Source organism: Thiomonas intermedia, from assembly GCF_002028405.1.
GTDB lineage: Bacteria > Pseudomonadota > Gammaproteobacteria > Burkholderiales > Burkholderiaceae_C > Thiomonas > Thiomonas intermedia.
The window spans coordinates 2300425-2321971 of record NZ_CP020046.1 but is presented as its reverse complement, the minus strand read 5'-3'; the positions used below and the strand labels follow the sequence as shown (position 1 = coordinate 2321971).

The 21547-nt window shown below is 68.0% G+C and carries 22 protein-coding genes; 17 read left to right on the top strand and 5 right to left on the bottom strand.

Features of this window, described 5'->3' with window-relative positions; translation table 11 throughout:
- Positions 1 to 102: 102 nt before the first annotated feature.
- Complete coding sequence (locus BVH73_RS10845) at positions 103 to 2022, bottom strand: lytic transglycosylase domain-containing protein (RefSeq protein ID WP_245800321.1); 1920 nt, start codon at positions 2020 to 2022, stop codon at positions 103 to 105.
- Here BVH73_RS10845 and BVH73_RS16095 point away from each other — a divergent pair.
- The 4 genes from BVH73_RS16095 to BVH73_RS10830 all read left to right on the top strand — a co-directional run bounded on the left by BVH73_RS16095 (position 2012) and on the right by BVH73_RS10830 (position 5957).
- Positions 2012 to 2218 carry a hypothetical protein gene (locus tag BVH73_RS16095; protein WP_245800320.1) on the top strand — a complete coding sequence of 69 codons (207 nt, stop codon included), beginning with the start codon at positions 2012 to 2014 and terminating at the stop codon, positions 2216 to 2218. The genes BVH73_RS10845 and BVH73_RS16095 overlap by 11 nt on opposite strands.
- The gene (locus tag BVH73_RS10840) at positions 2215 to 2835 is read left to right on the top strand and encodes a 5-formyltetrahydrofolate cyclo-ligase (RefSeq protein WP_079418576.1); all 621 of its coding nucleotides are present in this window, start codon (positions 2215 to 2217) and stop codon (positions 2833 to 2835) included. Before BVH73_RS16095 ends, BVH73_RS10840 begins: the two co-directional genes overlap by 4 nt.
- Positions 2836 to 2853: 18 nt before the next feature.
- On the top strand, positions 2854 to 4845 hold the full coding sequence (gene mnmC, locus BVH73_RS10835; protein WP_079418574.1) for a bifunctional tRNA (5-methylaminomethyl-2-thiouridine)(34)-methyltransferase MnmC2/FAD-dependent 5-carboxymethylaminomethyl-2-thiouridine(34) oxidoreductase MnmC1: 1992 nt from the start codon (positions 2854 to 2856) through the stop codon (positions 4843 to 4845).
- Positions 4846 to 5024: 179 nt separating this feature from the next.
- Complete coding sequence (locus BVH73_RS10830) at positions 5025 to 5957, top strand: cupin domain-containing protein (protein ID WP_079418573.1); 933 nt, start codon at positions 5025 to 5027, stop codon at positions 5955 to 5957.
- A 25-nt stretch (positions 5958 to 5982) separates the two neighbouring features.
- Here the strand turns inward: BVH73_RS10830 and BVH73_RS10825 are convergent, their stop codons facing one another.
- Positions 5983 to 6999 carry a LysR substrate-binding domain-containing protein gene (locus BVH73_RS10825; RefSeq protein ID WP_079418571.1) on the bottom strand — a complete coding sequence of 339 codons (1017 nt, stop codon included), beginning with the start codon at positions 6997 to 6999 and terminating at the stop codon, positions 5983 to 5985.
- A 139-nt stretch (positions 7000 to 7138) separates the two neighbouring features.
- On the opposite strand from BVH73_RS10825, the gene BVH73_RS10820 reads away from it, so the two are divergent.
- Positions 7139 to 7510: a DUF2917 domain-containing protein gene (locus BVH73_RS10820; protein WP_079418569.1), complete on the top strand. Its 372-nt coding sequence runs from the start codon at positions 7139 to 7141 to the stop codon at positions 7508 to 7510.
- Here the strand turns inward: BVH73_RS10820 and BVH73_RS10815 are convergent.
- Positions 7426 to 8199, bottom strand: coding sequence for an alpha/beta fold hydrolase (locus BVH73_RS10815; RefSeq protein WP_079418567.1), 774 nt, complete (start codon positions 8197 to 8199; stop codon positions 7426 to 7428). The genes BVH73_RS10820 and BVH73_RS10815 overlap by 85 nt on opposite strands.
- Positions 8200 to 8314: 115 nt before the next feature.
- Here BVH73_RS10815 and BVH73_RS10810 point away from each other — a divergent pair, with 115 nt between their 5' ends.
- The 7 genes from BVH73_RS10810 (at position 8315) to mtgA (ending at position 15139) form a co-directional block, all read left to right on the top strand.
- The gene (locus BVH73_RS10810; RefSeq protein WP_079418565.1) at positions 8315 to 8803 is read left to right on the top strand and encodes a CBS domain-containing protein; all 489 of its coding nucleotides are present in this window, start codon (positions 8315 to 8317) and stop codon (positions 8801 to 8803) included.
- Between the two features lie 82 nt (positions 8804 to 8885).
- Positions 8886 to 9530, top strand: a complete 645-nt coding sequence (locus BVH73_RS10805) for a YqiA/YcfP family alpha/beta fold hydrolase (RefSeq protein WP_079418563.1) — start codon at positions 8886 to 8888, stop codon at positions 9528 to 9530.
- Between the two features lie 8 nt (positions 9531 to 9538).
- Positions 9539 to 10279, top strand: a complete 741-nt coding sequence (gene fabG / locus BVH73_RS10800) for a 3-oxoacyl-[acyl-carrier-protein] reductase (RefSeq protein WP_079418561.1) — start codon at positions 9539 to 9541, stop codon at positions 10277 to 10279.
- A 305-nt stretch (positions 10280 to 10584) separates the two neighbouring features.
- Positions 10585 to 12633, top strand: a complete 2049-nt coding sequence (locus tag BVH73_RS10795; protein WP_079418559.1) for a ribonuclease catalytic domain-containing protein — start codon at positions 10585 to 10587, stop codon at positions 12631 to 12633.
- Between the two features lie 31 nt (positions 12634 to 12664).
- Positions 12665 to 13549 carry an energy transducer TonB gene (locus BVH73_RS10790; protein ID WP_079418557.1) on the top strand — a complete coding sequence of 295 codons (885 nt, stop codon included), beginning with the start codon at positions 12665 to 12667 and terminating at the stop codon, positions 13547 to 13549.
- Between the two features lie 16 nt (positions 13550 to 13565).
- The gene (gene aroE, locus BVH73_RS10785) at positions 13566 to 14420 is read left to right on the top strand and encodes a shikimate dehydrogenase (protein WP_079418555.1); all 855 of its coding nucleotides are present in this window, start codon (positions 13566 to 13568) and stop codon (positions 14418 to 14420) included.
- A gap of 2 nt (positions 14421 to 14422) precedes the next feature.
- A complete protein-coding gene (gene mtgA, locus BVH73_RS10780; protein WP_079418553.1) occupies positions 14423 to 15139 on the top strand; it encodes a monofunctional biosynthetic peptidoglycan transglycosylase in 717 nt (238 codons plus the stop codon).
- A gap of 90 nt (positions 15140 to 15229) precedes the next feature.
- Here mtgA and hemL read toward each other — a convergent pair whose 3' ends face one another.
- A complete protein-coding gene (hemL, locus tag BVH73_RS10775; protein WP_079418551.1) occupies positions 15230 to 16519 on the bottom strand; it encodes a glutamate-1-semialdehyde 2,1-aminomutase in 1290 nt (429 codons plus the stop codon).
- A 111-nt stretch (positions 16520 to 16630) separates the two neighbouring features.
- Positions 16631 to 17497 (bottom strand): bifunctional hydroxymethylpyrimidine kinase/phosphomethylpyrimidine kinase, encoded by an 867-nt coding sequence (gene thiD / locus BVH73_RS10770; RefSeq protein ID WP_079418549.1) that lies wholly within the window; start codon positions 17495 to 17497, stop codon positions 16631 to 16633.
- A gap of 179 nt (positions 17498 to 17676) precedes the next feature.
- On the opposite strand from thiD, the gene BVH73_RS10765 reads away from it, so the two are divergent.
- The 5 genes from BVH73_RS10765 (at position 17677) to BVH73_RS10745 (ending at position 21539) form a co-directional block, all read left to right on the top strand.
- On the top strand, positions 17677 to 17829 hold the full coding sequence (locus tag BVH73_RS10765) for a rubredoxin (RefSeq protein ID WP_079418548.1): 153 nt from the start codon (positions 17677 to 17679) through the stop codon (positions 17827 to 17829).
- A 57-nt stretch (positions 17830 to 17886) separates the two neighbouring features.
- Positions 17887 to 18285, top strand: a complete 399-nt coding sequence (locus tag BVH73_RS10760) for a response regulator (RefSeq protein WP_079418546.1) — start codon at positions 17887 to 17889, stop codon at positions 18283 to 18285.
- A 21-nt stretch (positions 18286 to 18306) separates the two neighbouring features.
- A complete protein-coding gene (locus tag BVH73_RS10755) occupies positions 18307 to 18672 on the top strand; it encodes a response regulator transcription factor (protein ID WP_079418544.1) in 366 nt (121 codons plus the stop codon).
- A 39-nt stretch (positions 18673 to 18711) separates the two neighbouring features.
- The gene (locus tag BVH73_RS10750; protein WP_079418542.1) at positions 18712 to 19224 is read left to right on the top strand and encodes a chemotaxis protein CheW; all 513 of its coding nucleotides are present in this window, start codon (positions 18712 to 18714) and stop codon (positions 19222 to 19224) included.
- 104 nt (positions 19225 to 19328) lie between these two features.
- Positions 19329 to 21539 carry a methyl-accepting chemotaxis protein gene (locus BVH73_RS10745; protein ID WP_079418540.1) on the top strand — a complete coding sequence of 737 codons (2211 nt, stop codon included), beginning with the start codon at positions 19329 to 19331 and terminating at the stop codon, positions 21537 to 21539.
- Positions 21540 to 21547: the final 8 nt, after the last annotated feature.

Here is a 21547-nt window from a genome sequence, read left to right as displayed (position 1 = left end):
GCTCTCAAGGAAACGCCGGGCCGCCCCAAGTTTCCTTGACCCCCACGGGGGGCGGGTCGGCGAGCCGACCCTGGGGCCGCTCAGATGGCACCAAAGCCGGGCTCAGGGTTGATTGCTGGCCAGCATGGCGTCCGACGAACCGACATCGCCCAGACGCGCCTTGAGCGACTGCGGCTTGCCGCTGAGGATGGCCGCGTACACCGTGGCATTGGCCAGCACGCGCTTCACGTAGTCGCGGGTTTCGGCGATGGGGATGTTCTCGGCAAAGACGGCGCCGGGCAGCAGCGGCTGATCGGGCAGGCCCATATTGCGCCAGCGCAGGGGCCGCCCCGGCCCGGCGTTGTAACCCGCGGCGGCCAGCGCCTCGGAGCCGTTGAACTGCTGCAGCAAGCCGCCCAGATAGGCGCTGCCGAGTTGCACATTCACTCCCACGTCGGCGATCTGGTCGTGGCTGTAACCGGCAAGGCCGATCTTGCGGGCCACCAGTTTGGCGGTCGCCGGCATGAGCTGCATCAGCCCCGAAGCACCGACCCACGACTTGATGTTGGCGATGAAGCGCGACTCCTGGCGGATCAGGCCGTAGAGGAAGGCCTCGTTCACGTCTTCGGCCCTGGAGGCGTTGCCGATGGCCTCGCGATACGGCATGGCGTAGCGCTGGGCGATGTCCACCCCGCCCTTCACCCGTTCGCTGGTGTTGATGCAGCGATCCCAGAGCTGCTGCTGGCAGGCCAGCTCGGCGGCGGCCTGCATCTGGCGATCATCCAGCCCGCGCAGCGAGAAGTTCCATTCGCGCACCGCATCAAAGCGCAGGTCGATGCTGAACAGCGCCAGCGAGCGCTGCAAACCCGGGCGCAACGCCTGCTGCGCCACGGCGGCCAGCGGCGCTGGCGGCAGCGAGGGCGGCAGGCTGATCTTCATGCCCAGCGCGTCGGTGGCGAGCTGGCCGTAGAAATCCCAGGGGTTGGCCACCTCGGCCAGCAGCGCCCGGCCTTCGATGGGGTGACCCAGCTTTTCGAGCGCGCGGGCGTGCCAGTAGGGCCAGGCCGGGTCTTGGTCGCCCTGGTCGATCAAGGTGCGGGTGGCCTTGCGCACCAGGGCCCAGTTCTGCACCCGCAGGGCAGCGCGGGCCTGCCACTCCAGCACCGTGGGCGAAGGCAGGTAAGTCGGGTCGGCCTGACCCATGCGGGCGAACCAGCTGGCCGCTTCCGGTTGCAGATTGAGCGCGGCGGACAGACCGATGCGACCCCAGAGCTGGGCGCGGTCTGGAGCGGGCAGTGCGGAGAAGTTGTCCTGCAGCAGCCGCGCGGCCTGGCCCGGGTCTTGCCGCGCCATGCTCAGCAACGCCAGCATCAGGTATTGACGCTGATCGGCGTTGGCGATGGCGGCCGACGGCCCTCTGCGCACCACATCGAGGACATAGCGCACCGCATCGGTATCGGTCTGGGCCAGAATGCGCCAACTGCCGGCGGGCAGGAAGGGCGCAAGCAGATCGCGCGCCTGCTTGGCACGGCCGTCGTCGTAGAACCGCCGCATGCGCTGCCACAGCATGTCGCGCGGCATGGCGCCGTCTTTCAGCAGGGCGGTGGCCGCACTGTTGCAGCCGGCGCCGCCGTAACGCTGGTCCATCCACAGCTTGAAGACCTGCGCCGTCACGTCGGCATGCGCGGTGACGTACTGGCTCTGAAGGTCATAGCACTGCACCTGCGGATCGTCGCGCATGATGAAGTGCGGATACACGCGGTTGAAATCGGCCCAGTCTTCGCGCTTGCCCAGTTCGAGCAGCCAGTCGTTGCGCAGGCGGTCGAGCACATAGGTGTGCGGATGGGCGCGGGCGAAGGCCTCGAAGTCCTGCTGCGTGGCTTCGTTGAGGGTGGGCTTGATCGCCCAGTAGGCCACCCAGGGTTCGAGCAGGGTGCCCCTGAGTTGCGGCAAGGCGTCGAGTGCGGGCTGCGGGTCGCCCCGCTGCGCGGCCTTCTGCGCGGCGAGCAGCAGCTGCGCCTGATCGACTGGAATGACCGGCATCGCCGGCATGACCACCGGCGCCGCGCTCGCACTGGCCTGCACCGCAGGGGCCGCGCCGCTGGCGGTGATGGGCGCCGCCTGCGCCCGCGCCAGCGGCGCCAACAGACTCAAACCCAAGACCAGCCCCAAGCTGCCGGAGCGGCGCAAAATAAGCGGCAACAACCCATCGATCCTCATAGGACGCAGCTTACCGTGAACCCGCCCCTGTACGACCCATTGTCCCCAGAACAACCTCAGCATTTGAGGGCCGATCTGCGACGCGAACTGATCACCAGGCGCCAGGCGCTGACCGACCGGGAGCGACGCGACGCCGAACTGGCCGAGCGTCTGCTGCAGGTGCTCGACGCCCTGGAGCCCGAAACGCTCGGCGCCTACTGCGCCACGCGCGGGGAATTCGACCCGCTGCCCACCCTGGCGAAGTGGCGGGCCGCGCATCCCGAATGCACCCTCGCCCTGCCCCGGGTCCAAGAGGCGACCAAGGCCATGACCTTCATCGCCTGGGCGCCCGGCGAACCGCTGCAGCCCGGCCCCTACGGCATTGCCGAGCCGACGGGCCAGGCCGCCCTCAGCCCCACCACCCTGCTCGTGCCCTGCGTGGGCTTCGCCGACGTCGGGCTGCGCCTGGGCTACGGCGGCGGCTATTACGACCGCTACCTCGCCGGCCGCGAAGAGGTCTACACCGTGGGCCTGAGCTACGCCTGTTGCGAGCTGCATCAGCTCGACATGCAGCCCCACGACCAGCTCATGGATCTGGTGCTGACCGAAGACGGCCTATACGGCCTGGACGCGCTCTCGCTCACCCTGGTCGACTGAACGCCTGTTGCACGCCGCTTGAAGCCGCCCTCCAGCCCGCTTCTGGACGAAGCCGATCTCGCGCCCGACGCCAGCGGCCAGCTTGCCAGCGCCCGCTACGGCGACGTCTACGCCAGCCGCGCCGGTGCCCTCGGGCAGGCGCGCGCCGTGTATCTGCAGGGCTGCGGCCTGCTCGACTCGCCCGCGCGCTGGGCCGGCCGCGATCAGTTCACCATCCTGGAAACCGGCTTCGGCCTGGGGGTGAATTTTCTGGCCACCTGGGCGGCGTGGCGCGCCGACCCGGTGCGCTGCGCGCGGCTCGACTACGTCAGTCTGGAGCTGCATCCGGTGCGAGCCGCCGATCTGCTGCGACACGCGCCGCCCGAGCTGCAGTCCCTCGCCGCCGAGCTCGCCGCGCATTGGCCCCCGCCCGTGCGCGGCCTGCACCGCATCGAGCTCGACGACGCCCGCGTGCATCTGCTGCTGGCCTTCGGCGACGCCACCGATCTGGCGCCACGGCTCAAGCTGGCGGCGGACGCGCTCTACCTCGACGGCTTCGCCCCGGCGCGCAACCCCGCCCTGTGGACGCCCGAACTGTTCCGCGCGCTGGCCCGGTTGACCCGGCCCGGCGCCCCCGCCGCCAGCTACACCGTGGCCCATGCGGTGCAAAAGGGACTGAGCCAGGCCGGTTTCGAGCTCGCCCTGCAGCCTGGCTGGGGCGGCAAGCAGCAACGATTGCAGGCCACGTTCAACCCGGTCTGGAAACGCACCCGCCACACCCTGCCCACGCCTTGGCCCGCCGCCCTGCCCCGGCACGCCGTGGTCATCGGCGCCGGGCTTGCCGGCGCCGCCTGCGCCCACGCCCTGGCGCGCAGCGGCTGGACGGTCGACGTCCTCGAAGCCGGCGCGCATCCGGCCCGCGGCGGCTCGGCCATGCCCGCGGGCCTGGCTCACCTGCAGCCCTCGGCGGACGACAACCTGCTCTCGCGCCTCACCCGCGCCGGCATGGCCGCCTTGCGCCGCGCCCTGCCGCCCGATGCGGCTGACCTCGCGCAGTTCGTCCCCGCCACGCTCACCCCGGCCGATGCCGCCGAAGCCCGGCGCATGCAGGACTGGCGGCGCACCGTGCAACTCCCCCCGGAGATGGCGCAATGGACCGAAGCGGGATGGCAGGTGGACAGCGCCGTCCTGGCCAATCAGGCGGTCTGCGCGGCCTGGCTGGCGTCGCCGCGGATCACCCTGCGCTGCGGCGTGCAGATGGCCCGGTTGCGGCACGACGGCGCGTCCTGGAACGTGCTCGACGCTGCGGGGCACAGCCTGGCCCGCGCCCCGCAGATCGTGCTGGCGACCGCCCTGCAAACCCCTCATCTGCTCGCCGCCAGCGGCCTGATTCCGGGCCCCGACTGGCTGCCCTTGCGTGCCCTGCGCGGTCAGGCGCAGGCGCTGCCCGCGCGGTTGTGGCCCGCGCTGCGGGATCTCAGCCAACCGTGGATGGGAAGCGGCTATGTGCTGCGCCTGCCTGAAGCCGCGGCGCGCCTGCTGCAAGACGCCGGCGATCCAGCCGCCCAGGTCGACGCCCATCACGACTGGCTGCTGATCGGCGCCACCTTCGAGACCGACGATCAGTCCCTCACGCCCGAACAGGCCTGGCAGCACAACCGCGCGGGCCTGAGCGCGCTCACCACCTCGCCCCCTCGGCCGGACCATGTCGGCGCCCTGCGCCACTTCGCCGGCGTCCGCGCCGCCAGCACAGACCGCCTGCCCTATTGCGGCCCCCTGGCCGACCTTGCGCCGCTGCGGGCCAAGCCGCAGCGTGCCGCGGGCAAGCAATTGCACGAACTGCCCCGGCTGCCCGGTCTGGCCGTGTGCGCGGGCCTGGGATCGCGCGGGCTCACCCTGGCACCGCTGCTGGCCGAATTTCTGGTCGCCACGCTCGAAGGCACGCCCCTGCCCCTCGAAACCGATCTGGCCGATGCCCTCGACCCGGCCCGCGTGGCCTTGCGGCGACTGCGGCACGGCGCGGCCTCTTGATCGAGCGCTCGTTGAGCTTCGAGACGACTTCCCGCCCCGGCCCACCCCACAAGTCGAGGGCACGCGCGATCTCCCGTATGGACAGCCTGCCCCGGCGTTTGTAAATTGAACTGAACAAATGGGACGAATCCACGGTGGGTGCCGTGTGAAAGGATCCCAAACTCTCCCTGGAGCCCAACATGCTGGGTGAATACGTCGGTTCCGAGCAGTACGCGCGCCTGCTGCAGCGCGGACAACAAAGCCCCGAGCACTGGCTGCAGTTCGACGCCGGCCGGATGCAGGCGCATTACAACCGCCGCCCGTTCCTGGTGAACCATCTCCTGAACGAGCACCCGATGTTCGGCATCGACGCCTTGTTCGATCTGGCACGCCGCCTGCCCGCGCGCCAGGTGAAGTTCCGTCGCGGCGACATCGCACCCGATGCCGATTTCGACGCGTCCTTCGCCCGCGCCGGCGACGGCCTGACGCTCGAACACCTGCTGGCGCATTTCGAGCCCCTGCACGGTTATGTCTGTCTCAACAACCCCGAGCAGGACGCGCTGTACCGGCCCCACATCGAAGGCCTGCTGGCGGAACTCGCCGCGCACACCCACCCGCTCGACCCGCACATCACCTGGTATTCGACCTATGTGTTCATCTCGGCGCAGGGCGCCGTCACGCCGTATCACATGGACCGGGAGATGAACTTTCTGCTGCAGATTCGCGGGGAGAAGACCGTCGATCTCTGGGACCCGTCCGACCCGTTCATCATGGACCCGGCGCAGAAAGACCGGCTGCTGGCCTACGAGGGCGCCCGCCCGCCCTACAGACCCGAGTTCGAAGAGCGCGCCCTGCACTTCTCGCTGCGGCCGGGTCTGGGGGTGCACCATCCCTTCATTGCGCCGCACCGGGTGTGGACGCATTCCAACCTCTCGGTCTCGCTGGCGTTCACCTTTCGCACCCGCCACTCCGACCGCGACACCGCCGCGCACCAGTTCAATGCCCGGCTGCGCCGTCTGGGGCTGAAGCACCCCAAGCCGGTGGGCGACAGCACCTGGCGCGACGGTGCCAAAGCCCTTTCGCTTCACGCACTCCAACGCCTGCGCCACCCCCTGCATCCCGCGGGCCATTGAGCCCTGGCGGCGGCGCCAGGAAAGGTCAGCCGCCGCCGATATCGATCTCGCGCCACGCGGTGAACTGCTGCTGCAGCCAGGCCAGCATGGCCGCGACCTCGGGCCGCTGCGGCGATCCGGCGCGGGTGGCCAGGTAATAGCCATAGCCGGCATCGACGCGCCGCCCCACCGGGGCGATCAGGGTGCCCGCCGCCAGCAGGTCGCGGATGAGGCCGATCTGCCCCATCGCCACACCCTGCCCCGCCACCGCGGCCTGGATGACCTGATAGGTGTAGTTGAACCGCAGCCAGCGTTGCGGTTCGGGCTGCGGCAGGCCCAGCCCCGCATACCAGCCGCCCCAGGACAGGGCCTGCATATTGGCGCGGGCGATGGGCGGCGCGCCATGCGCCCGCACGTCGTCGATCCAGACGCAGCGGGGCAGATCTTCCAGGCCAGTAGGCGCCCGGCCGCTCTGCGCCAGCGCCGGGCTGCAGACCGGGGTGATCTCCTCGCCGAAGAGAAACGTGGTGCCGGGCGCCTGGGCCAGCGGGTTGTCGCTGCGCAGGCGGCGGATGGCGAGGTCCAGCCCGCCGCTTTCCAGGTCGCTGAGGTTGTCGAAGGTTTCGACGGCAATGTCGATATCGGGATGGATGGCCTGGAATTCGCCCAGACGGGGAATCAGCCACTGGCTGGCCATCGAGGCAAAGGTCGTGATCTGCACCCGGGGACGTCCCTGGCTGGCGCGCAGCCCTTCCACCGCCGTATCGAGCTGGTGCAGCGCCTGCCGCACCACCGCGGCGAACTGCTCGCCCGCGGGAGACAGGCGCACCCGCGGCCCCTCGCGGGTGAACAGCGGCACGCCCACCTGGGCCTCCAGCGTCTGGATCTGACGGCTGAGGGCCGACTGGGTCAGCGCCAGCGCGTCCGCCGCGGCGGTAAAGCCTCCGAGACGCGCCGCGGCTTCGAATCCGCGCAGATGCCCCGCGTCGATCTGACGGCTGCGCGGTATGGCACGCGCGGCGGGGCCTGGCGGCCGTGCGCCCGAATCATCGCTTTTTTGCATGATGAACCTTCCCTATTTGCGCTTTTTCCAAGGGGGCTTGTTGCCTAAACTTCCTCTTCATGAAAGGCCGAAAAACGACTCACCGCCCTTTCAACCCCGGCTTATTTCATGCCTTTTTCACATGCTAACGGAGAGCATCATGCGGCATACCGAAGTGTCCATCCAGCGTGACTGGATTGATTTGCAACTCGGCGACTCGCTGTCGCTGCGGCGCGCCGCCGGGCAAAGCCTGCGGATCGAATCGGCGCGCGCCCCGGCATCGCCCTGCAGCGACCCTTGCCTCTGGCTCACCGAGGAAGGCCAGCCCGAGGATGTGTTCCTGCGCGACGGCGAGGCGTATGTGGTGCGCGGCAGCGGCCGGGTGGTGATGACCGTCTGGCGGGGCACGGCACGGGTGCGTCTGAACGACGCCGCCGCCCCGCGCCCTCAACCGGCCAGGCCGAGTTCGCGCTCCATCCAGTCGGCCAGCGCATGGGCCACGGCGTGCGGCGCCTCCGCCATGAGGTTGTGACCACAGTCGAGCAGCACCGTGCGGTGGCGCGGCAAGGCGGCGCGCAGGTCGTCGGCCTGGGCTGCAGGCGTCATGCGGTCGTGCTCGCCGAGCAGAAACAGGGTGGGGCCGCCCCAGGAGCGCGCGGCGGCGTCACCGCCCGAATAGCGATCGCAGGCCGTCAGGTCCGTGGCCAGCACGCTGCCCCCGGCCCAGTGCGTCTGCTGCCGCAGCAGCAACTCGCGGTAGGCCTGCGGCGACTGGAATCCCGGTGCGGGGCTGAGGGGCTCGGCCTGGGCGTACGACCACCGCACCACATTGGCGATCGCCTCCTCCGGGGCCTGCTCCGCCTGCGCCAGCAGCCGGGGCGAGACGCGCATCGGAAACGCCGTGCCCAGCAGCGCCAGACCCCGAAGCTGACCGGGACGCTGCCCGGCGGCCTGCAGCGCAATCAGCGAACCCATGCTGTGCCCCGCCAGCACCACCGGGCCGATCTGGCGGGCGTCGAGCTGCGCCCAGACCCAGTCGGCCATGCGCTCGATGCTGCCGAGCGGCGGCGCCGGCGTGGCGCCGTGCGCGGGCAGTTCCAGCGGCAGGCACTGCCAGCCGCGCGCCGTCAGCCAGTCGGCCTGCGCCGCCCAGACGCTGGCGTCGCCCCCCGCCCCGTGGAGCAAGATGAGGGGAAGCGAAGAGGGATGGTGGGCAGACATGACGAGGCGTGATTCCGGAGGTGAACCGAGGCGCACCCGACCTGCGGGAATGACCTCTGGTGAGTGCGGGATGCACTGACTATATTTCACCCACTGAAAATCAGAGGAGAACGCCATGAAAGTCAGCGACATTTTGCGGGTGAAGGGCCATGTGCTCTTCACCGTGCCGCCCCAGGCCAGCCTGCTGCAGGCGGTGCAGACCATGGCGCAACATGACATCGGCTCGCTGGTGGTCATGGAGCACGGCAAGCTCGTCGGCCTGCTCACGTTTGCCGAAGTGATGGAGGCCGTGGCCGAAGGCGAAGGAGCCTTGGGCGGTCATATCGTGTCCGAGCGCATGGACACGCACTACGAAGTCTGCGGCCCGGAAACCACCCTGGACACCCTGCGCCGCACCATGCTCGACAGCGGCACCCGCTACATCCCGGTGATGCAGAATGACGCGCTGCTGGGCGTGATTTCCTTCCACGACGTGGCCATGGCCGTGGTCCGCGAACAGGACTTCGAGAACCAGATGCTCAAGGCCTATATCCGCGACTGGCCCGAAGAAGACGGCCAGGCCGGGGCCGACCCCGCGCGCACCTCGGCACCCGCCAGGGGCTGAGCCGCCGCCAAACCCGGCGCGCAGGGCGCCGACGGGTAGCATTCGGGGGCGGCGCCCGATCGCGCCGCGCCGAATCCGCCCCATGCCCACCCTGCTCTATCTCCACGGTTTTCGCTCATCGCCCCAATCCGCCAAGGCGCGCGCCACGGCCTTGCGCGTGGCGCAGCTCAACGCCCAGCGCGAAGCCCTGGGCGAGCCTGCCGTGCGCTGGCTGTGCCCCCAGCTCCCTCCATCGCCGCGCGACGCGATGGACTTGTGCCTGGATCTGCTGGGATCGGTGAAAGGCGACGACCTGCGCCTCATCGGCAGCTCGCTCGGCGGCTTTTACGCCACCTGGCTGGCCCACACCCTGCAGGCGCGGGCGGCGCTGATCAATCCCGCGGTCGATCCGGCCCGCGATCTGTGCGGCCAGATCGGCAGCCTCGCCGCCTGGCACGACCCCACGCTGCGCTTCGACTTCACCGCGGCGCATGTGGACGAACTGCGGGCGCTGCAGGTCGGCGACCTGAGCGCCCCGGTCCCCGAGCCGCAGCGCTATGTCGTGTTGATCGCCCAGGGCGACGAAGTGCTCGACTGGCGTGACATGGCGGCCCGCTACCGCGGGGCGCACTGCACCGTGCTGCCGGGGGGCGACCATGCGCTTTCCGACTATGCCGATCGCCACTTAGATACCGTGCTGCGCTGGTGCCTCGCACCCGCCCGGCCGATTGAGACGCCACTTCCATGACTGCTCCCATGCGACTCCAAGGCCAAATCGCTCTCATCACCGGCGCGGCGCAAGGCATCGGGCTGGCCACCGCGCACACCTTCGCCGCGCAAGGCGCCAGCCTGGTGTTGTGCGACCGCCATGCCGACACCCTGAATCCGGTCGCCGACGCCCTGCGCGCCGAAGGCACGCCGGTGCTCGCCCAGGCCCTCGACGTGGCCGACCGCGGCGCATTCACCGCGCTGGTGGACGCCGCCATCGCCCGGTTCGGCCAGATCGACGTGCTGATCAACAACGCGGGCATCACCCGCGACGCCCGGCTGGTGAGTATGACCGACGAACAGTTCGACGCCGTGATCGACGTGAACCTGCGGGCCGTGTTTCGCTGCACCCAAATCGTCGCGCCGCACATGATCGCGCGCGGCAGCGGCGTCATCCTCAATGCCTCCAGCGTGGTGGCGCTCTACGGCAACTTCGGCCAGACCAACTACGCCGCGAGCAAAGCCGGCATCATCGCCATGACCAAGACCTGGGCGCGCGAACTCGGGCCCAAGGGCATCCGGGTCAACGCGGTGGCGCCCGGCTTCATCCAGACACCCATGATCGCCACGGTCCCCGAAAAGGTGATCGCGCAGATGGCCGAGCGCGTCCCCCTGCGCCAGCTCGGCCAGCCCGAAGACGTGGCCAGCGTGTACGCCTTTCTCGCCAGCCGCGACGCCCGCTACATCAGCGGCACCGTGATCGAGGTCGATGGCGGAATGACGCTATGAGAGTGAGAGCCCCCACGCTCATTGCATTCGCTGCCCCCCGAGGGAGCGGCGCGGCCCTTCGGGCGGCCGGGCGGGCCGCGCTCGTTGCCGGGGGGGGGGCGGGCGGCGGGGCGGGCCGCGCTCGTTGCCCCCACGCTCATGGCATTCGCTGCCCCCCGAGGGGGCGGCGCGGCCCTTCGGGCGGCCGGGCGGGCCGCGCTCGTTGCCCCCACGCTCATGGCATTCGCTGCCCCCCGAGGGGGCGGCGCGGCCCTTCGGGCGGCCGGGCGGGCTGCGCGTTCTGTTTCTTTTGACGGAGTATCCGATTGAGTAATGTGTTGTTTGAAGATGGCGGCAAGTTCCACGCGGGCCGCGTCATGAGCGAGGCCGAGGCCAGTCTGCAGGTCGAACTTGATTCGGGCAAGCGTCAGAAGATCAAGTCGGCCCAGGCGCTGGTGCGGTTCGACCAACCGACGCCCGCCGAACTGATGGCCTGGGCCCAGGCCCAGCAGGACGGGCTCGATCTCGATCTGCTTTGGGAGTTCGCGCCGGAGGACGAATTCCATTTCGAGCAGGTGGCGGCCGATTACTACGGCGGCACGCCCGATGGCGGCCAGCGCGCGGCCATTCTGCTGCGGCTGTTTGGCGCACCGCACTACTTCCAGCGCCGCGGCCGTGGTGGCCAGTTCCGCAAGGCGCCGGCAACGCAGGTGCAGGCGGCGCTGGCGGCCATCGCCCGCAAAGAAGAGCAGCTTCGCCAGATCGAGACTTCCGCGGCAGAACTGGCCGCGGGCCGCTGCCCGCCTGAGATTGCCGAGAAGCTCTATCAGATTCTGTTCAGACCGGACAAGAACAGTCCGGAATTCAAGACGGTGGCGCTGGCGGTGAAACAGACCGGTCATGGCGCCCTCACCCTGCTGCGCGAGGCCGGCGCCATCGCCTCGCCGTGGGCCTTCCACATGCAGCGCTTTCTGCTGGAGCGCTTTCCCAAGGGCACCGATTTTCCGGTGTTGCCCGTGCCGTCCCTGGCCGAAGCGCTGCCGCTGGCCGCCGCCCCGGCGTTCAGCATCGACGACTCGGCGACCACCGAAATCGACGACGCCTTCTCGCTGCAATGGCTGGAGGATGGCCGGGTGCGTCTTGGCATCCACATTGCCGCGCCGGCGCTGGCCCTGACGCGTGATTCCGGCTGGGAGCAGGTCGCCCGCAACCGGCTGTCCACCGTCTATATGCCGGGCGACAAGATCACCATGCTGCCCGACGCCCTGGTGCAGACCTTCACCCTGGAAGCCGGACGCGACTGCCCGGCGCTGTCGCTGTATTGCACGGTCGGCGCCGACCTGCAGGCCACCGCGTTCGAAACCCGCGTGGAGCAGGTGCACATGGTCAGCAATCTGCGCCACGACCAGCTCGATGACGCGGTCACCGAAGACGCTCTTGCGGCAGACCCGGCGGCGCAAAGCTACCCACATGCCAAGGAACTGGCCTGGCTATGGACGTTCGCGCAGGCGCTCAAGCGCGGCCGCGAACAGGTGCGCGGCAAACCCGAGCGCGTCGGCGGGGTGGACTACACCTTCCGCATCGACGGGCGGGAGCGCGGCGCCGAGGCCGCAACCGTGCGCATCGAGCCGCGCCGGCGCGGCGCGCCGCTCGATACCATCGTCGCCGAGCTGATGATTCTGGCCAATGCGACCTGGGGCGGCTGGCTGGCCGAGCTGGGCATGCCCGGCATCTACCGCAGCCAGAGCGGCTTCGGCGCCAATCTGCGCACCCGCATGGGCCTCAAGCCCGCGCCGCACCAGGGGCTGGGCGTGGCGCAGTATGCCTGGTGCACCTCGCCGCTGCGGCGCTACGTCGATCTGCTCAATCAGGGTCAGCTCATCGCCTGCGCCCGCTTCGGCAAGACCGCACTGCTGCAGGCGCCGTTCAAGCCGCGCGACCCGCTGCTGTTCGCCATCGTCGAGTCGTTCGAAGACACCTACAAGGCCTATGCCACCCACCAGTCGGCGCTCGAGCGCTACTGGACGCTGCGGTATCTGGCCCAGCAGGGGCTCGACACCTTCGACGCCAGCGTGCTGCGCGAGGGCGCCGTTCGGGTGGACGGCCTGCCGCTGGTGTTCACCGCCGTGGGCGCACAAGACCTGCCCCGCAACACCCGTGTGCAGGTGCGCATCACCGGCACCGATCTGATCACCCTGGAGGTCTTTGGCCGCGTGCTCAGCCAGATCGACCTGCCACAGTTGGCCATCGAGGCGGGGGCCGAAACGGAAGACGAAGAAGACACCGTGGCCCTGGCCGCGCCCATCAGCGTGGCCGTGGACACCGAGGAGGCCGAGACCGAACCGGGCGCCGAAGCCTCCCGGCAGGCTTCGTAGAATCGCCGCCGTCCATCCTGCCGCCACCGCCGTGCCCGCCCTACGCCTGCGCTCCCTCAGCCCTCTGCAATGGGCCCTGATCGCCTCGATCGGGGTGCATGCGGCCCTGTTGAGTCTGCGCTTTGCCGCGCCGCAGACCTTCAACCGCCTGTTCGACAACGCGCCGCTCGACGTGGTGCTGGTGAACCAGCGCACCGACGACGCTCCCGCCAAGCCCCAGGCCATCGCCCAGGCCAACCTCGACGGCGGCGGCGACGCCAACAAGGGCCTGGCCACCACGCCGCTGCCCTTCACGGCGGATATGTCGCACGGCGACGCCGCGGTCAATCAGCAGCGCAGCCTTTCGGCGCTGGAGCAGAAGCAGCAGCAATTGCTCACCCAGGTCCGGCAGCAGATCGTGCAGCTGGCCCAGACCGTGCGGCAGGAAAGCAACCCCGAGCGGCAGCAGGCGCTGGAGCAGAAGCGCCGCCAGCTGCTCGACCTGCTCGGCGCCATCGAGCGCCAGATCCAGCAGCAGAACGCCAAGCCGCGCCGCCGCTTCATCGGCCCGTCCACCCGCGAAGCCGCCTACGCACTGTATTACGACAAGCTGCGCACCAGAATTGAAACCCTGGGCACCCGCGAGTTTCCGCAAAGCGGCGGCAACAAGCTGTATGGCAGCCTCATCATGTCGATCACCATCGGCGCCAACGGGCGTCTCATCGCCGCCGACGTGGTGCAAAGTTCGGGCAACCCCACGCTCGACCGCCAGGCCCGCGCCATCGTGGAGGCTGCGCAACCCTATGGCCGCTTCACCGACGCCATGCTCAGGCAGGCCGATCAGATCGTGGTGATCTCGCGATTCCGCTTCACCCGCACACAAGGTCTGGAAACCGCCGTCCAGGCCCCGCAAAGCCCGGCGCAAGCCACCCCCTGACCCGGGAGACCGCACGATGACCCCGCTCTACGCCGTGTTCGGCAATCCCATCGCCCATAGCCGCTCCCCACGCATCCACGCCCTGTTCGCCGAGCAGACCGGGGTCGCGCTGCGTTACGAGGCAAGGCTCGCCCCGGTGGATGGGCTGGACACGGCGCTTGGCGCCTTCCATGCCGAAGGCGGCTGCGGCGCCAATATCACGGTGCCCTTCAAGTTCGACGCCTGGCGACTGTGCGCCCGCCGCAGCCCGGCCGCGCAACTGGCCCAGGCGGTCAACACCCTCGGCTGGGACGAGGGCGGCTTGTGGGGCGACAACACCGATGGCATCGGCCTGGTGCGCGATCTGTCGCGCGTGCTTGCTGCCGATGCCCACGCGCCACTGCAAGGCCAGCGCGTGCTGCTGCTTGGGGCCGGCGGTGCGGCGAGCGGCGTGCTGAGCCCACTGATCGCAGCCGGCACGCGAGCGATCGCGCTGTGGAATCGCAGCGCCGAAAAAGCGCAGGCCCTGGCCGCGCGCCACAGTGCCCTGGCCGCGCAACACGGCGTCGATCTGCAGGTCGTGCTCGATCCGCCGACACGCTGGGCCGATGGCGTCATCAATGCCACGGCGGCAAGCCTTGGCGGCCGCACCCTCGATCTGCCCGCAGGCGTTCTGCAGCCCGGGCAGTGGGCTTACGACATGATGTACGGCGCACACGACACGCCTTTCGTCGCCCAGGCCCGCGCCGCCGGCGCCCGCGCCTGGGACGGTCTGGGCATGCTGGTCGAGCAAGCCGCGCAGAGCTACACCCTGTGGCATGGCGAAGCGCCGGACACCGCCCCGGTACTCGCCACGCTGCGGGCCGAAATCACCGCCGCCCCCTCGTCCTGACCATGCGCAAGAACGCTTCCGCGCCGCTGTGGCGCCGCTTGTTGTGGCTGTTCATCCTCTCCGGCGTCGTGCTGCAAGCCTACTTCGCCCTGCGCATCGCGCTGTGGGCAGTGATTCCGCCCTCCAGCTCCACCTTCATGCGCGCCGCCGAACTGCGCATGCTGCGCAGCGGCGACACAGTGGCATGGCAGCACGACTGGGTGTCTTACGACGCGATCAGCCCGCATCTCAAACGGGCCGTCGTAGCCTCTGAAGACGCGACCTTCCTCACCAACGACGGTGTGGACTGGGACGCCATCCAGAGCGCCTGGGACCGCAACCACAGCCGCCACTTCGAGCGCCGCGGCAAGATCGTGGGCGGCTCGACCATCACGCAGCAGCTCGCCAAAAACCTGTTCCTCTCGCCCGAGCGCGACTACCTGCGCAAGGGCCAGGAGCTGGTCATCACCTTCATGCTCGAAGGCATTCTGGGCAAGCGCCGCATTCTGGAGATCTACCTCAACAGCGTGGAATGGGGCCATGGCCTTTACGGCGCCGAAGCCGCTGCGCAGACCTACTTTCACACCAGCGCCGCGCGCCTGAGCCCGTCGCAGGCCGCCAGGCTGGCCGTCATGCTGCCCGCACCGCGCATCTATCAGAAGCGCCTGTATTCGCCCTATATGAATGGCCGCACCGCGGTGATCGCCGCGCGGCAGTGGGACGTGCAGATCCCCCGCTAGGACTGTTGCCCCCACGCTCCGGCTGCGCCTGCGCTGCCCCCCGAGGGGGCTGGAAAAACTTGGGACGGCCCGGCGTTTTTCCGTGCTCGCTCAGCGAGCCGCCAAGTCTCTGAACGCGCCGTCGGCCGCCTGCAGCGTGGCGTCGATCACGGCGTCGTCGTGCGCCGCCGAGACGAAACCCGCCTCGAACATGCTCGGTGCCAGATACACGCCGCGATCGAGCATGGCGTGGAAAAAGCGCTTGAAGATCTCGACATCGGCATCGGCCATGTCGGGATAGTTCTGCGGAAGCCGGGTGGAGAAATAGAAGCCGAACATGCCGCCTTCCGAGTCGGTACGGAACGGCACGCCGTGCCGCTCGGCAGCGGCATCCAGGCCGCGCATCAGCTTCTGCGTCGCGGCGCTCAGGCGCTCGTAGAACCCGGGCTGCTGAATCAGACGCAACTGCGCCATGCCCGCCGCGACCGCCAGCGGATTGCCCGACAGCGTGCCGGCCTGATAGACCGACCCCAGCGGCGACAGCTTCGCCATCACGTCCGCCCGTCCGCCGAAAGCCGCCAGCGGCATGCCGCCGCCGATCACCTTGCCCATCACCACCAGATCGGGGCGAATACCGTAGACCTGCTGCGCCCCGCCCAGGGCCACGCGGAATCCGGTCATCACTTCGTCCCACACCAGCATGGCGCCATGTTCGGTGCAAAGCTCACGCAGCCGCTGGTGCCAGGCCTGCGTGCCGCGGATGAAATTCATATTGCCGGCGATGGGCTCGACGATGACGCAGGCGATCTCGCTGCCGCGCTTGGCGAACAGTTCCTCGATCTGAGCGATGTTGTTGAACTCCAGCACCAGGGTGTGCTTGGCCAGATCGGCCGGCACGCCGCCCGAACTCGGATTGCCGAAGGTGAGCAGGCCAGAGCCCGCCTTGACCAGCAGGCTGTCGGCATGGCCGTGGTAGCACCCCTCGAACTTGACGATGGCATCACGCCCGGTGAAGCCGCGCGCCAGGCGGATGGCGCTCATGCCCGCCTCGGTCCCGCTGGACACCAGGCGCACCTGCTCCACCGCGGGCATGAGCTTGCAGATGGCTTCGGCCATGTCGATCTCGTCGGCCGTGGGCGCACCGAAACTCAGCGAACGCGTGGCGGCCTTCTGCACCGCGGCGGTCACGTCCGGGTGGGCATGGCCGGCAATCATGGGGCCCCACGATCCGATGTAGTCGATGTAGCGCGTGCCCTCGGCGTCGATCATGTAGGGCCCTTCAGCGCGGTCGATGAAACGCGGTACGCCTCCGACCTGACGGAAGGCGCGCACAGGCGAGTTGACCCCTCCGGGGATGGTGCGCTGGGCGCGATCGAACAGTTGCTGGTTCGTGATGGACATGGTGCTCTTTCTTGAATGGAAATCGCCCCGACGAGCAGGGCGATGGACATCAAATGACTTACGGACGGTCTGTCTGGCGCGCGGGCCGCGGAATGCCGAACGCCTTCAAGGTCACTGCAAGGTCGGCGTGCCCGGCTCGCCCGGCATCTCGTCGTCCTCGTCGGTGGGCTGGGCCCAGAAGAAACGGTCGGGGACGACCTGGCCCATGCCGGGGCGATAGCCAAAATCGAGACAGTGATCGAGGTATTCGATGGCCTCGTGGACGGCCTGATCGAGCTTGGCGCCATTGGCCAGAATCGCCGTGAGCACCGCCGACAAGGTATCGCCGGCGCCGGTGAACCCGGCCTCGAACAGCTCGAAACTCTCGCGCAGGAGCACGCGCCTGGGACTCATCAGCACGTTCTCGACCTTGCCCTCGCTGGCCACGATGCCCGTGACAAGCAGGTATTGCACGCCCAGTTGCTGCGACTTCTGCATCAGCGCGTCGAGCGTGGGCGGCGCCTCGCCCTCCCATTCGGGCAGCAGCAACTGAGTGAGTGCACTCTGGTTGCCGGTGAGCACGCGGGTTTGCGGCAGGATGAGGTCCTGCATGGCCTTGATGTAGTCGTCGGTCTGCGACTCGTCGAGCACATGGAAATTGCCGGCATAGGTCACGAGCGGCACCTGGCTGTAGTCCGCCAGCAATTCGGCCACGGCATTGACCACATCGACGCTGCCCAGGAACCCGACCTTCCAGGCGGAAATCTCGACATCTTCGAGCACGGCCCGCGCCTGCTCCACCACCGCATCGGCCTCGATCTCGATGGTGTCGAAGATCTCCGCGGTGTCTCGCACCCAGAGCGCGGTGGTGACGGGCAAGGGATGGCAGCCCACGGCCGAGCACGATGCCAGATCGGCCGCGAGCCCCGCACTGCCGCTGGGGTCGGCGGCGTTGAAGAACATCACGGCGGGAGGGGATTCTGTGGATTCGGTCATCATGACGGCATGGTAGTGCCCAGGCGCGGCGGCGCAAGCCTGGCAAACCTTCGCCTTGATCTGTCACACGGCTTGCGCATGAAGGCGTGGTCTTGGGTCAAAATGCAACATCAAACCCTAGAATCGTTGAATCTTCTCTCTTACCCCGATACGCTGTGGACAAACAAGACTTTTGCAGTTGGATGTGCCTGATCTGCGGCTTCATTTACTTCGAAGCCGAAGGCCATCCAGAAAGCGGCATTGCACCAGGCACGCGCTGGGCGGATGTTCCGATGAACTGGACCTGCCCCGAGTGCGGTGCACGCAAAGAAGATTTCGAGATGGTGCCGGTTTAATCGGGAACGGCAAGTCACCGCAGCGTTTTTCCTTTTCCTCTATCGCAAAGGATGTGCATGGTTGCGCCTACCAGCCCATTCAAAGTGTTGGTCATCGATGACAGCAACACCATCCGCCGCAGTGCCGAGATCTTTCTCAAGCAGGCGGGTTACGAGGTGCTGCTCGCCGAAGACGGGTTCGATGCCCTGTCCAAGGTCAACGATCACAGCCCCGATCTGATCTTCTGCGACATTCTGATGCCCCGGCTCGACGGCTATCAGACCGTGGCCGTGATTCGTCGCAGCGGCAAGTTCGCCCACATCCCCATGGTCATGCTGTCCAGCAAGGACGGCGTGTTCGACAAGGCTCGGGGCCGAATGGTCGGCGCCCAGGATTACCTGACCAAGCCCTTCACGAAAGACCAGTTGCTCGACGCGGTCAAACGCCATCTGAACGCCGCCCTCTCCAGCACCTGATCGCCCCACCCTTCGACTGCCATGTCCGTACACAACATCCTCATCGTCGACGATTCCAAGACCGAGCTGTACTTCCTGTCCGACCTGCTGACCAAGCACGGCTACAGCGTGAACACGGCCGAGAACGGCGAGCAGGCCATGGCCATGCTGGCCGCCGTCAAGCCCGATCTGATTCTGATGGACGTGGTGATGCCGGGTCAGAACGGCTTTCAGCTCACCCGCCAGATCACGCGCGATCCGGCCTACTCCGGCATCCCCGTCATCATGTGCACCAGCAAGAAGCTCGAGACCGACAAGGTCTGGGCCATGCGCCAGGGTGCGTCCGACTACGTCATCAAGCCGGTGAACGCCACCGATCTGCTCGACAAGATCCGCGCCATCGTCTGAGCCAGCGTCCGCCCGATTACTCCCTCGAACCTGTCGCCCATGTCCCGAGCCTCGCTGCGCGAATTCCAGTCCCACCTCGCCCAACGCCTGACGGCCGCACAGAGCGGGCAGGCCCCTTCGCGCTGGCTGGCCGTGATGGCGGGGCAGTGGCGCTTGCTGCTGCCGCTGGAGTTCTCCGGCGAAATTTCGCCGATGCAGCACTGCGCCCCGCTGCCCCACGCCTCGCCCTGGTTTCTGGGCCTGGCCAGCCTGCGCGGCCAGGTCTGCGGTGTCGTGCACCTGGGCCGTTTTCTGGGCGACGGCTCCAACGGGTTGACGCCGCAGGCGCGGCTGATCCAGTTCGCCTCCGCGCTCGATCTCAACACGGCCCTGCTGGTCGATCAACTTGTGGGCCTGCGCAACCCGGATCAACTGCAGAAAGACCCGGATGCCGCCCGCGATGTTTCCCGCCCCTGGCTGGGCGCCGCCTACCGCGATGCAGAGCACAACCTCTGGAACGAAGTCGATCTTCTGGCCCTGGCCGAGAACGAGCACTTCCTGAACGTCACCTGAGACAAGGTGTGAATCATCGGATGACGTCCTTTCCCTGTTTTCTTTCGTAAACCGATCTCGAACGGTTTGCCTCCCCTACGTCCATCAGTCTTCACGGAGCGGTCATGTCCTTACTCTCGTCCCTTTTCGGAACGAAAAACAACGAATCGCAAGGCGACACCGAAATTGCCCCGGCGGCCCTCGGCCGGGGTGGACAGGAAACCCTGCAGATCGATTCCAGCATCGGCGACCCTGCCTCCGCGCTGCATCAGGCCCAGGGCAATCGGCCGCTGATTCTGCGCCTGCCCATGATCAGCCGCATGCTGCTGGCGCAGCAGCAGCGGTTCTTCGGGGTGCTGCTCATCATCTCCCTGGTCCTGCTCGGTCTGACCCTGATCGTGGTGCTGCGCGGCACCTCCGATTCGGCGCGCCAGCTGGAGGCCTCGGGCTCGGCGCTGACCCAGTCGCAGCGTCTGGCGCGGGCGATGAACGCGGCGCTTCTGGGCAACAAGGATGCGTTCGACACGGTGCGCTCCAGTGCTGAAGCGCTCAAGTCCGAAGTCGCCGTGTTGCAGCAGACCAACGTTCCCGTCGGCGGCCAGGCGCTGCTCGACAAGATCGGGCCGGCCGCCGAGACCAGCGTGAAGAACGCCAATCTGCTCATCAAGCAGGAAGACGTGCTGACCACCACCGCACAACAGCTCACCGACATCAACCGCCAGACCGATGCCCTGCTCGACAGCGCTGAAACACTCACCTCGCTGCTGTTGCAGCAGCACGCACCTTCGAGCAACATCAATGCGGCCAGCCAGCTCTCCATGCTGACCCAGCGCATCGACAAGTCGGCCAATGCCTTCCTGTCGTTTCAAGGCGTGCGGCCCGAGGCCGTCTTCACCCTGGGCAAGGATCTGAGCACTTTCAGCGACCTGACCAAGGGTCTGCTGGGCGGCAATGCCGACCTGCAGCTTTCGGCGCTTACCGATCCGCAATCGCGCCAGCAGCTGCAAAGCCTGATCCAGACCTACGCCAAAACCGAAACCGCCGCGCGCACCCTGCTCGCCAACCTGCCTGGCCTGGCCTCGGCGCGTGAGGCGCAGAACGCCGTGCAGACGGCGTCAGGCCAGTTGTACGAAGATCTCAATCGACTGCAGGGCCTTTATTCCGCCCGCACCGGGGTGAGCTGGCCCGCGATCGTGTTCATCGCCGTGCTGGGTCTGCTGGCCATCATCGCCGCGGCCGACCTGATCTACATCATGCTCAACGAGGCGCGCCAGCGCGCCACCCTGGTGGAACTGCAGCGTCGGCAGACCGAACGCCAGGAGCTGGAGGCCCGGCGCACCAACGAATCCAATCAGGCGGCCATTCTGCGGCTGATGAACGAGCTGCAGACCGTGGCCGAAGGCGACCTCACCCAGGAGGCCACCGTGACCGAAGACATCACCGGGGCCATCGCCGACTCGGTCAACTACACGGTCGAAGAACTGCGCACCCTGGTGGGACAGGTGCAGCAGACCGCCGACCAGGTGGGCGAAGGCGCCTCTCAGGCGCAGACCACGTCCGACCGCCTGATGCGCAGCGCGGACGAGCAGCTCCAGAAGATCCGTGAAACCGGCCAGTCGGTGCTGGACATGGCGCAGCGCATCAACCAGGTCTCGGTCCAGGCCCAGCAATCGGCCCAGGTGGCAAACCAGTCGCTGCAGGCCGCCGAGCAGGGCCAGCAGGCGGTGCGCAACTCCATCGACGGCATGAACAGCATCCGCGAACAGATCCAGGACACCTCCAAGCGCATCAAGCGGCTGGGCGAGTCGTCGCAGGAGATCGGCGAAATCACCGAGCTGATTTCCGACATCACCGAACAGACCAACGTGCTGGCCTTGAACGCGGCGATTCAGGCCGCGTCCGCGGGTGAAGCAGGTCGCGGCTTCTCGGTGGTGGCTGAGGAAGTGCAGCGGCTGGCCGAACGCTCGGCCGAATCCGCCAAGCAGATCGCCGCGCTGGTGCGCACCATTCAGACCGACACGCAGGACGCCGTGGCCGCCATGGAAAAGAGTACCCAGGGCGTGGTCGAAGGGGCCAAGCTGGCCGACAACGCCGGTACGGCGCTGGCCCAGATCGACCAGGTTTCGCGCCAACTGGCCGAGCTGATCACGCAGATCTCGCAACAGACCCAGGTCGAGGCGAGCTCGGCCAACAAGGTGGCCGACAACATCCAGACCATTTTCACCGTGACCGAGCAGACCTCCGACGGTACCCGGTCCACCGCCTCGCTGGTGCGCGATCTGGCGCGCGTCGCCGATGATCTGCGCCAGTCGGTGTCGCGCTTCAAGATCAACTGACCCGCCTC

What these genes read in the sequence shown, in the direction of transcription:
- BVH73_RS10830 (WP_079418573.1), top strand. Translation starts at nt 5,025, where the DNA reads ATGCTGGGTGAATACGTCGGTTCCGAGCAGTACGCGCGCCTGCTGCAG.
- BVH73_RS10760 (WP_079418546.1), top strand. Translation starts at nt 17,887, where the DNA reads ATGGTTGCGCCTACCAGCCCATTCAAAGTGTTGGTCATCGATGACAGC.
- BVH73_RS10745 (WP_079418540.1), top strand. Translation starts at nt 19,329, where the DNA reads ATGTCCTTACTCTCGTCCCTTTTCGGAACGAAAAACAACGAATCGCAA.
- BVH73_RS10820 (WP_079418569.1), top strand. Translation starts at nt 7,139, where the DNA reads ATGCGGCATACCGAAGTGTCCATCCAGCGTGACTGGATTGATTTGCAA.
- BVH73_RS10845 (WP_245800321.1), bottom strand. Translation starts at nt 2,022, where the DNA reads ATGCCGGTCATTCCAGTCGATCAGGCGCAGCTGCTGCTCGCCGCGCAG.
- BVH73_RS10815 (WP_079418567.1), bottom strand. Translation starts at nt 8,199, where the DNA reads ATGTCTGCCCACCATCCCTCTTCGCTTCCCCTCATCTTGCTCCACGGG.
- fabG (WP_079418561.1), top strand. Translation starts at nt 9,539, where the DNA reads ATGCGACTCCAAGGCCAAATCGCTCTCATCACCGGCGCGGCGCAAGGC.
- BVH73_RS10765 (WP_079418548.1), top strand. Translation starts at nt 17,677, where the DNA reads ATGTGCCTGATCTGCGGCTTCATTTACTTCGAAGCCGAAGGCCATCCA.
- BVH73_RS10825 (WP_079418571.1), bottom strand. Translation starts at nt 6,999, where the DNA reads ATGCAAAAAAGCGATGATTCGGGCGCACGGCCGCCAGGCCCCGCCGCG.
- BVH73_RS10755 (WP_079418544.1), top strand. Translation starts at nt 18,307, where the DNA reads ATGTCCGTACACAACATCCTCATCGTCGACGATTCCAAGACCGAGCTG.
- hemL (WP_079418551.1), bottom strand. Translation starts at nt 16,519, where the DNA reads ATGTCCATCACGAACCAGCAACTGTTCGATCGCGCCCAGCGCACCATC.
- BVH73_RS16095 (WP_245800320.1), top strand. Translation starts at nt 2,012, where the DNA reads ATGACCGGCATCGCCGGCATGACCACCGGCGCCGCGCTCGCACTGGCC.
- BVH73_RS10750 (WP_079418542.1), top strand. Translation starts at nt 18,712, where the DNA reads ATGTCCCGAGCCTCGCTGCGCGAATTCCAGTCCCACCTCGCCCAACGC.
- BVH73_RS10805 (WP_079418563.1), top strand. Translation starts at nt 8,886, where the DNA reads ATGCCCACCCTGCTCTATCTCCACGGTTTTCGCTCATCGCCCCAATCC.
- mtgA (WP_079418553.1), top strand. Translation starts at nt 14,423, where the DNA reads ATGCGCAAGAACGCTTCCGCGCCGCTGTGGCGCCGCTTGTTGTGGCTG.
- BVH73_RS10810 (WP_079418565.1), top strand. Translation starts at nt 8,315, where the DNA reads ATGAAAGTCAGCGACATTTTGCGGGTGAAGGGCCATGTGCTCTTCACC.
- aroE (WP_079418555.1), top strand. Translation starts at nt 13,566, where the DNA reads ATGACCCCGCTCTACGCCGTGTTCGGCAATCCCATCGCCCATAGCCGC.
- thiD (WP_079418549.1), bottom strand. Translation starts at nt 17,497, where the DNA reads ATGATGACCGAATCCACAGAATCCCCTCCCGCCGTGATGTTCTTCAAC.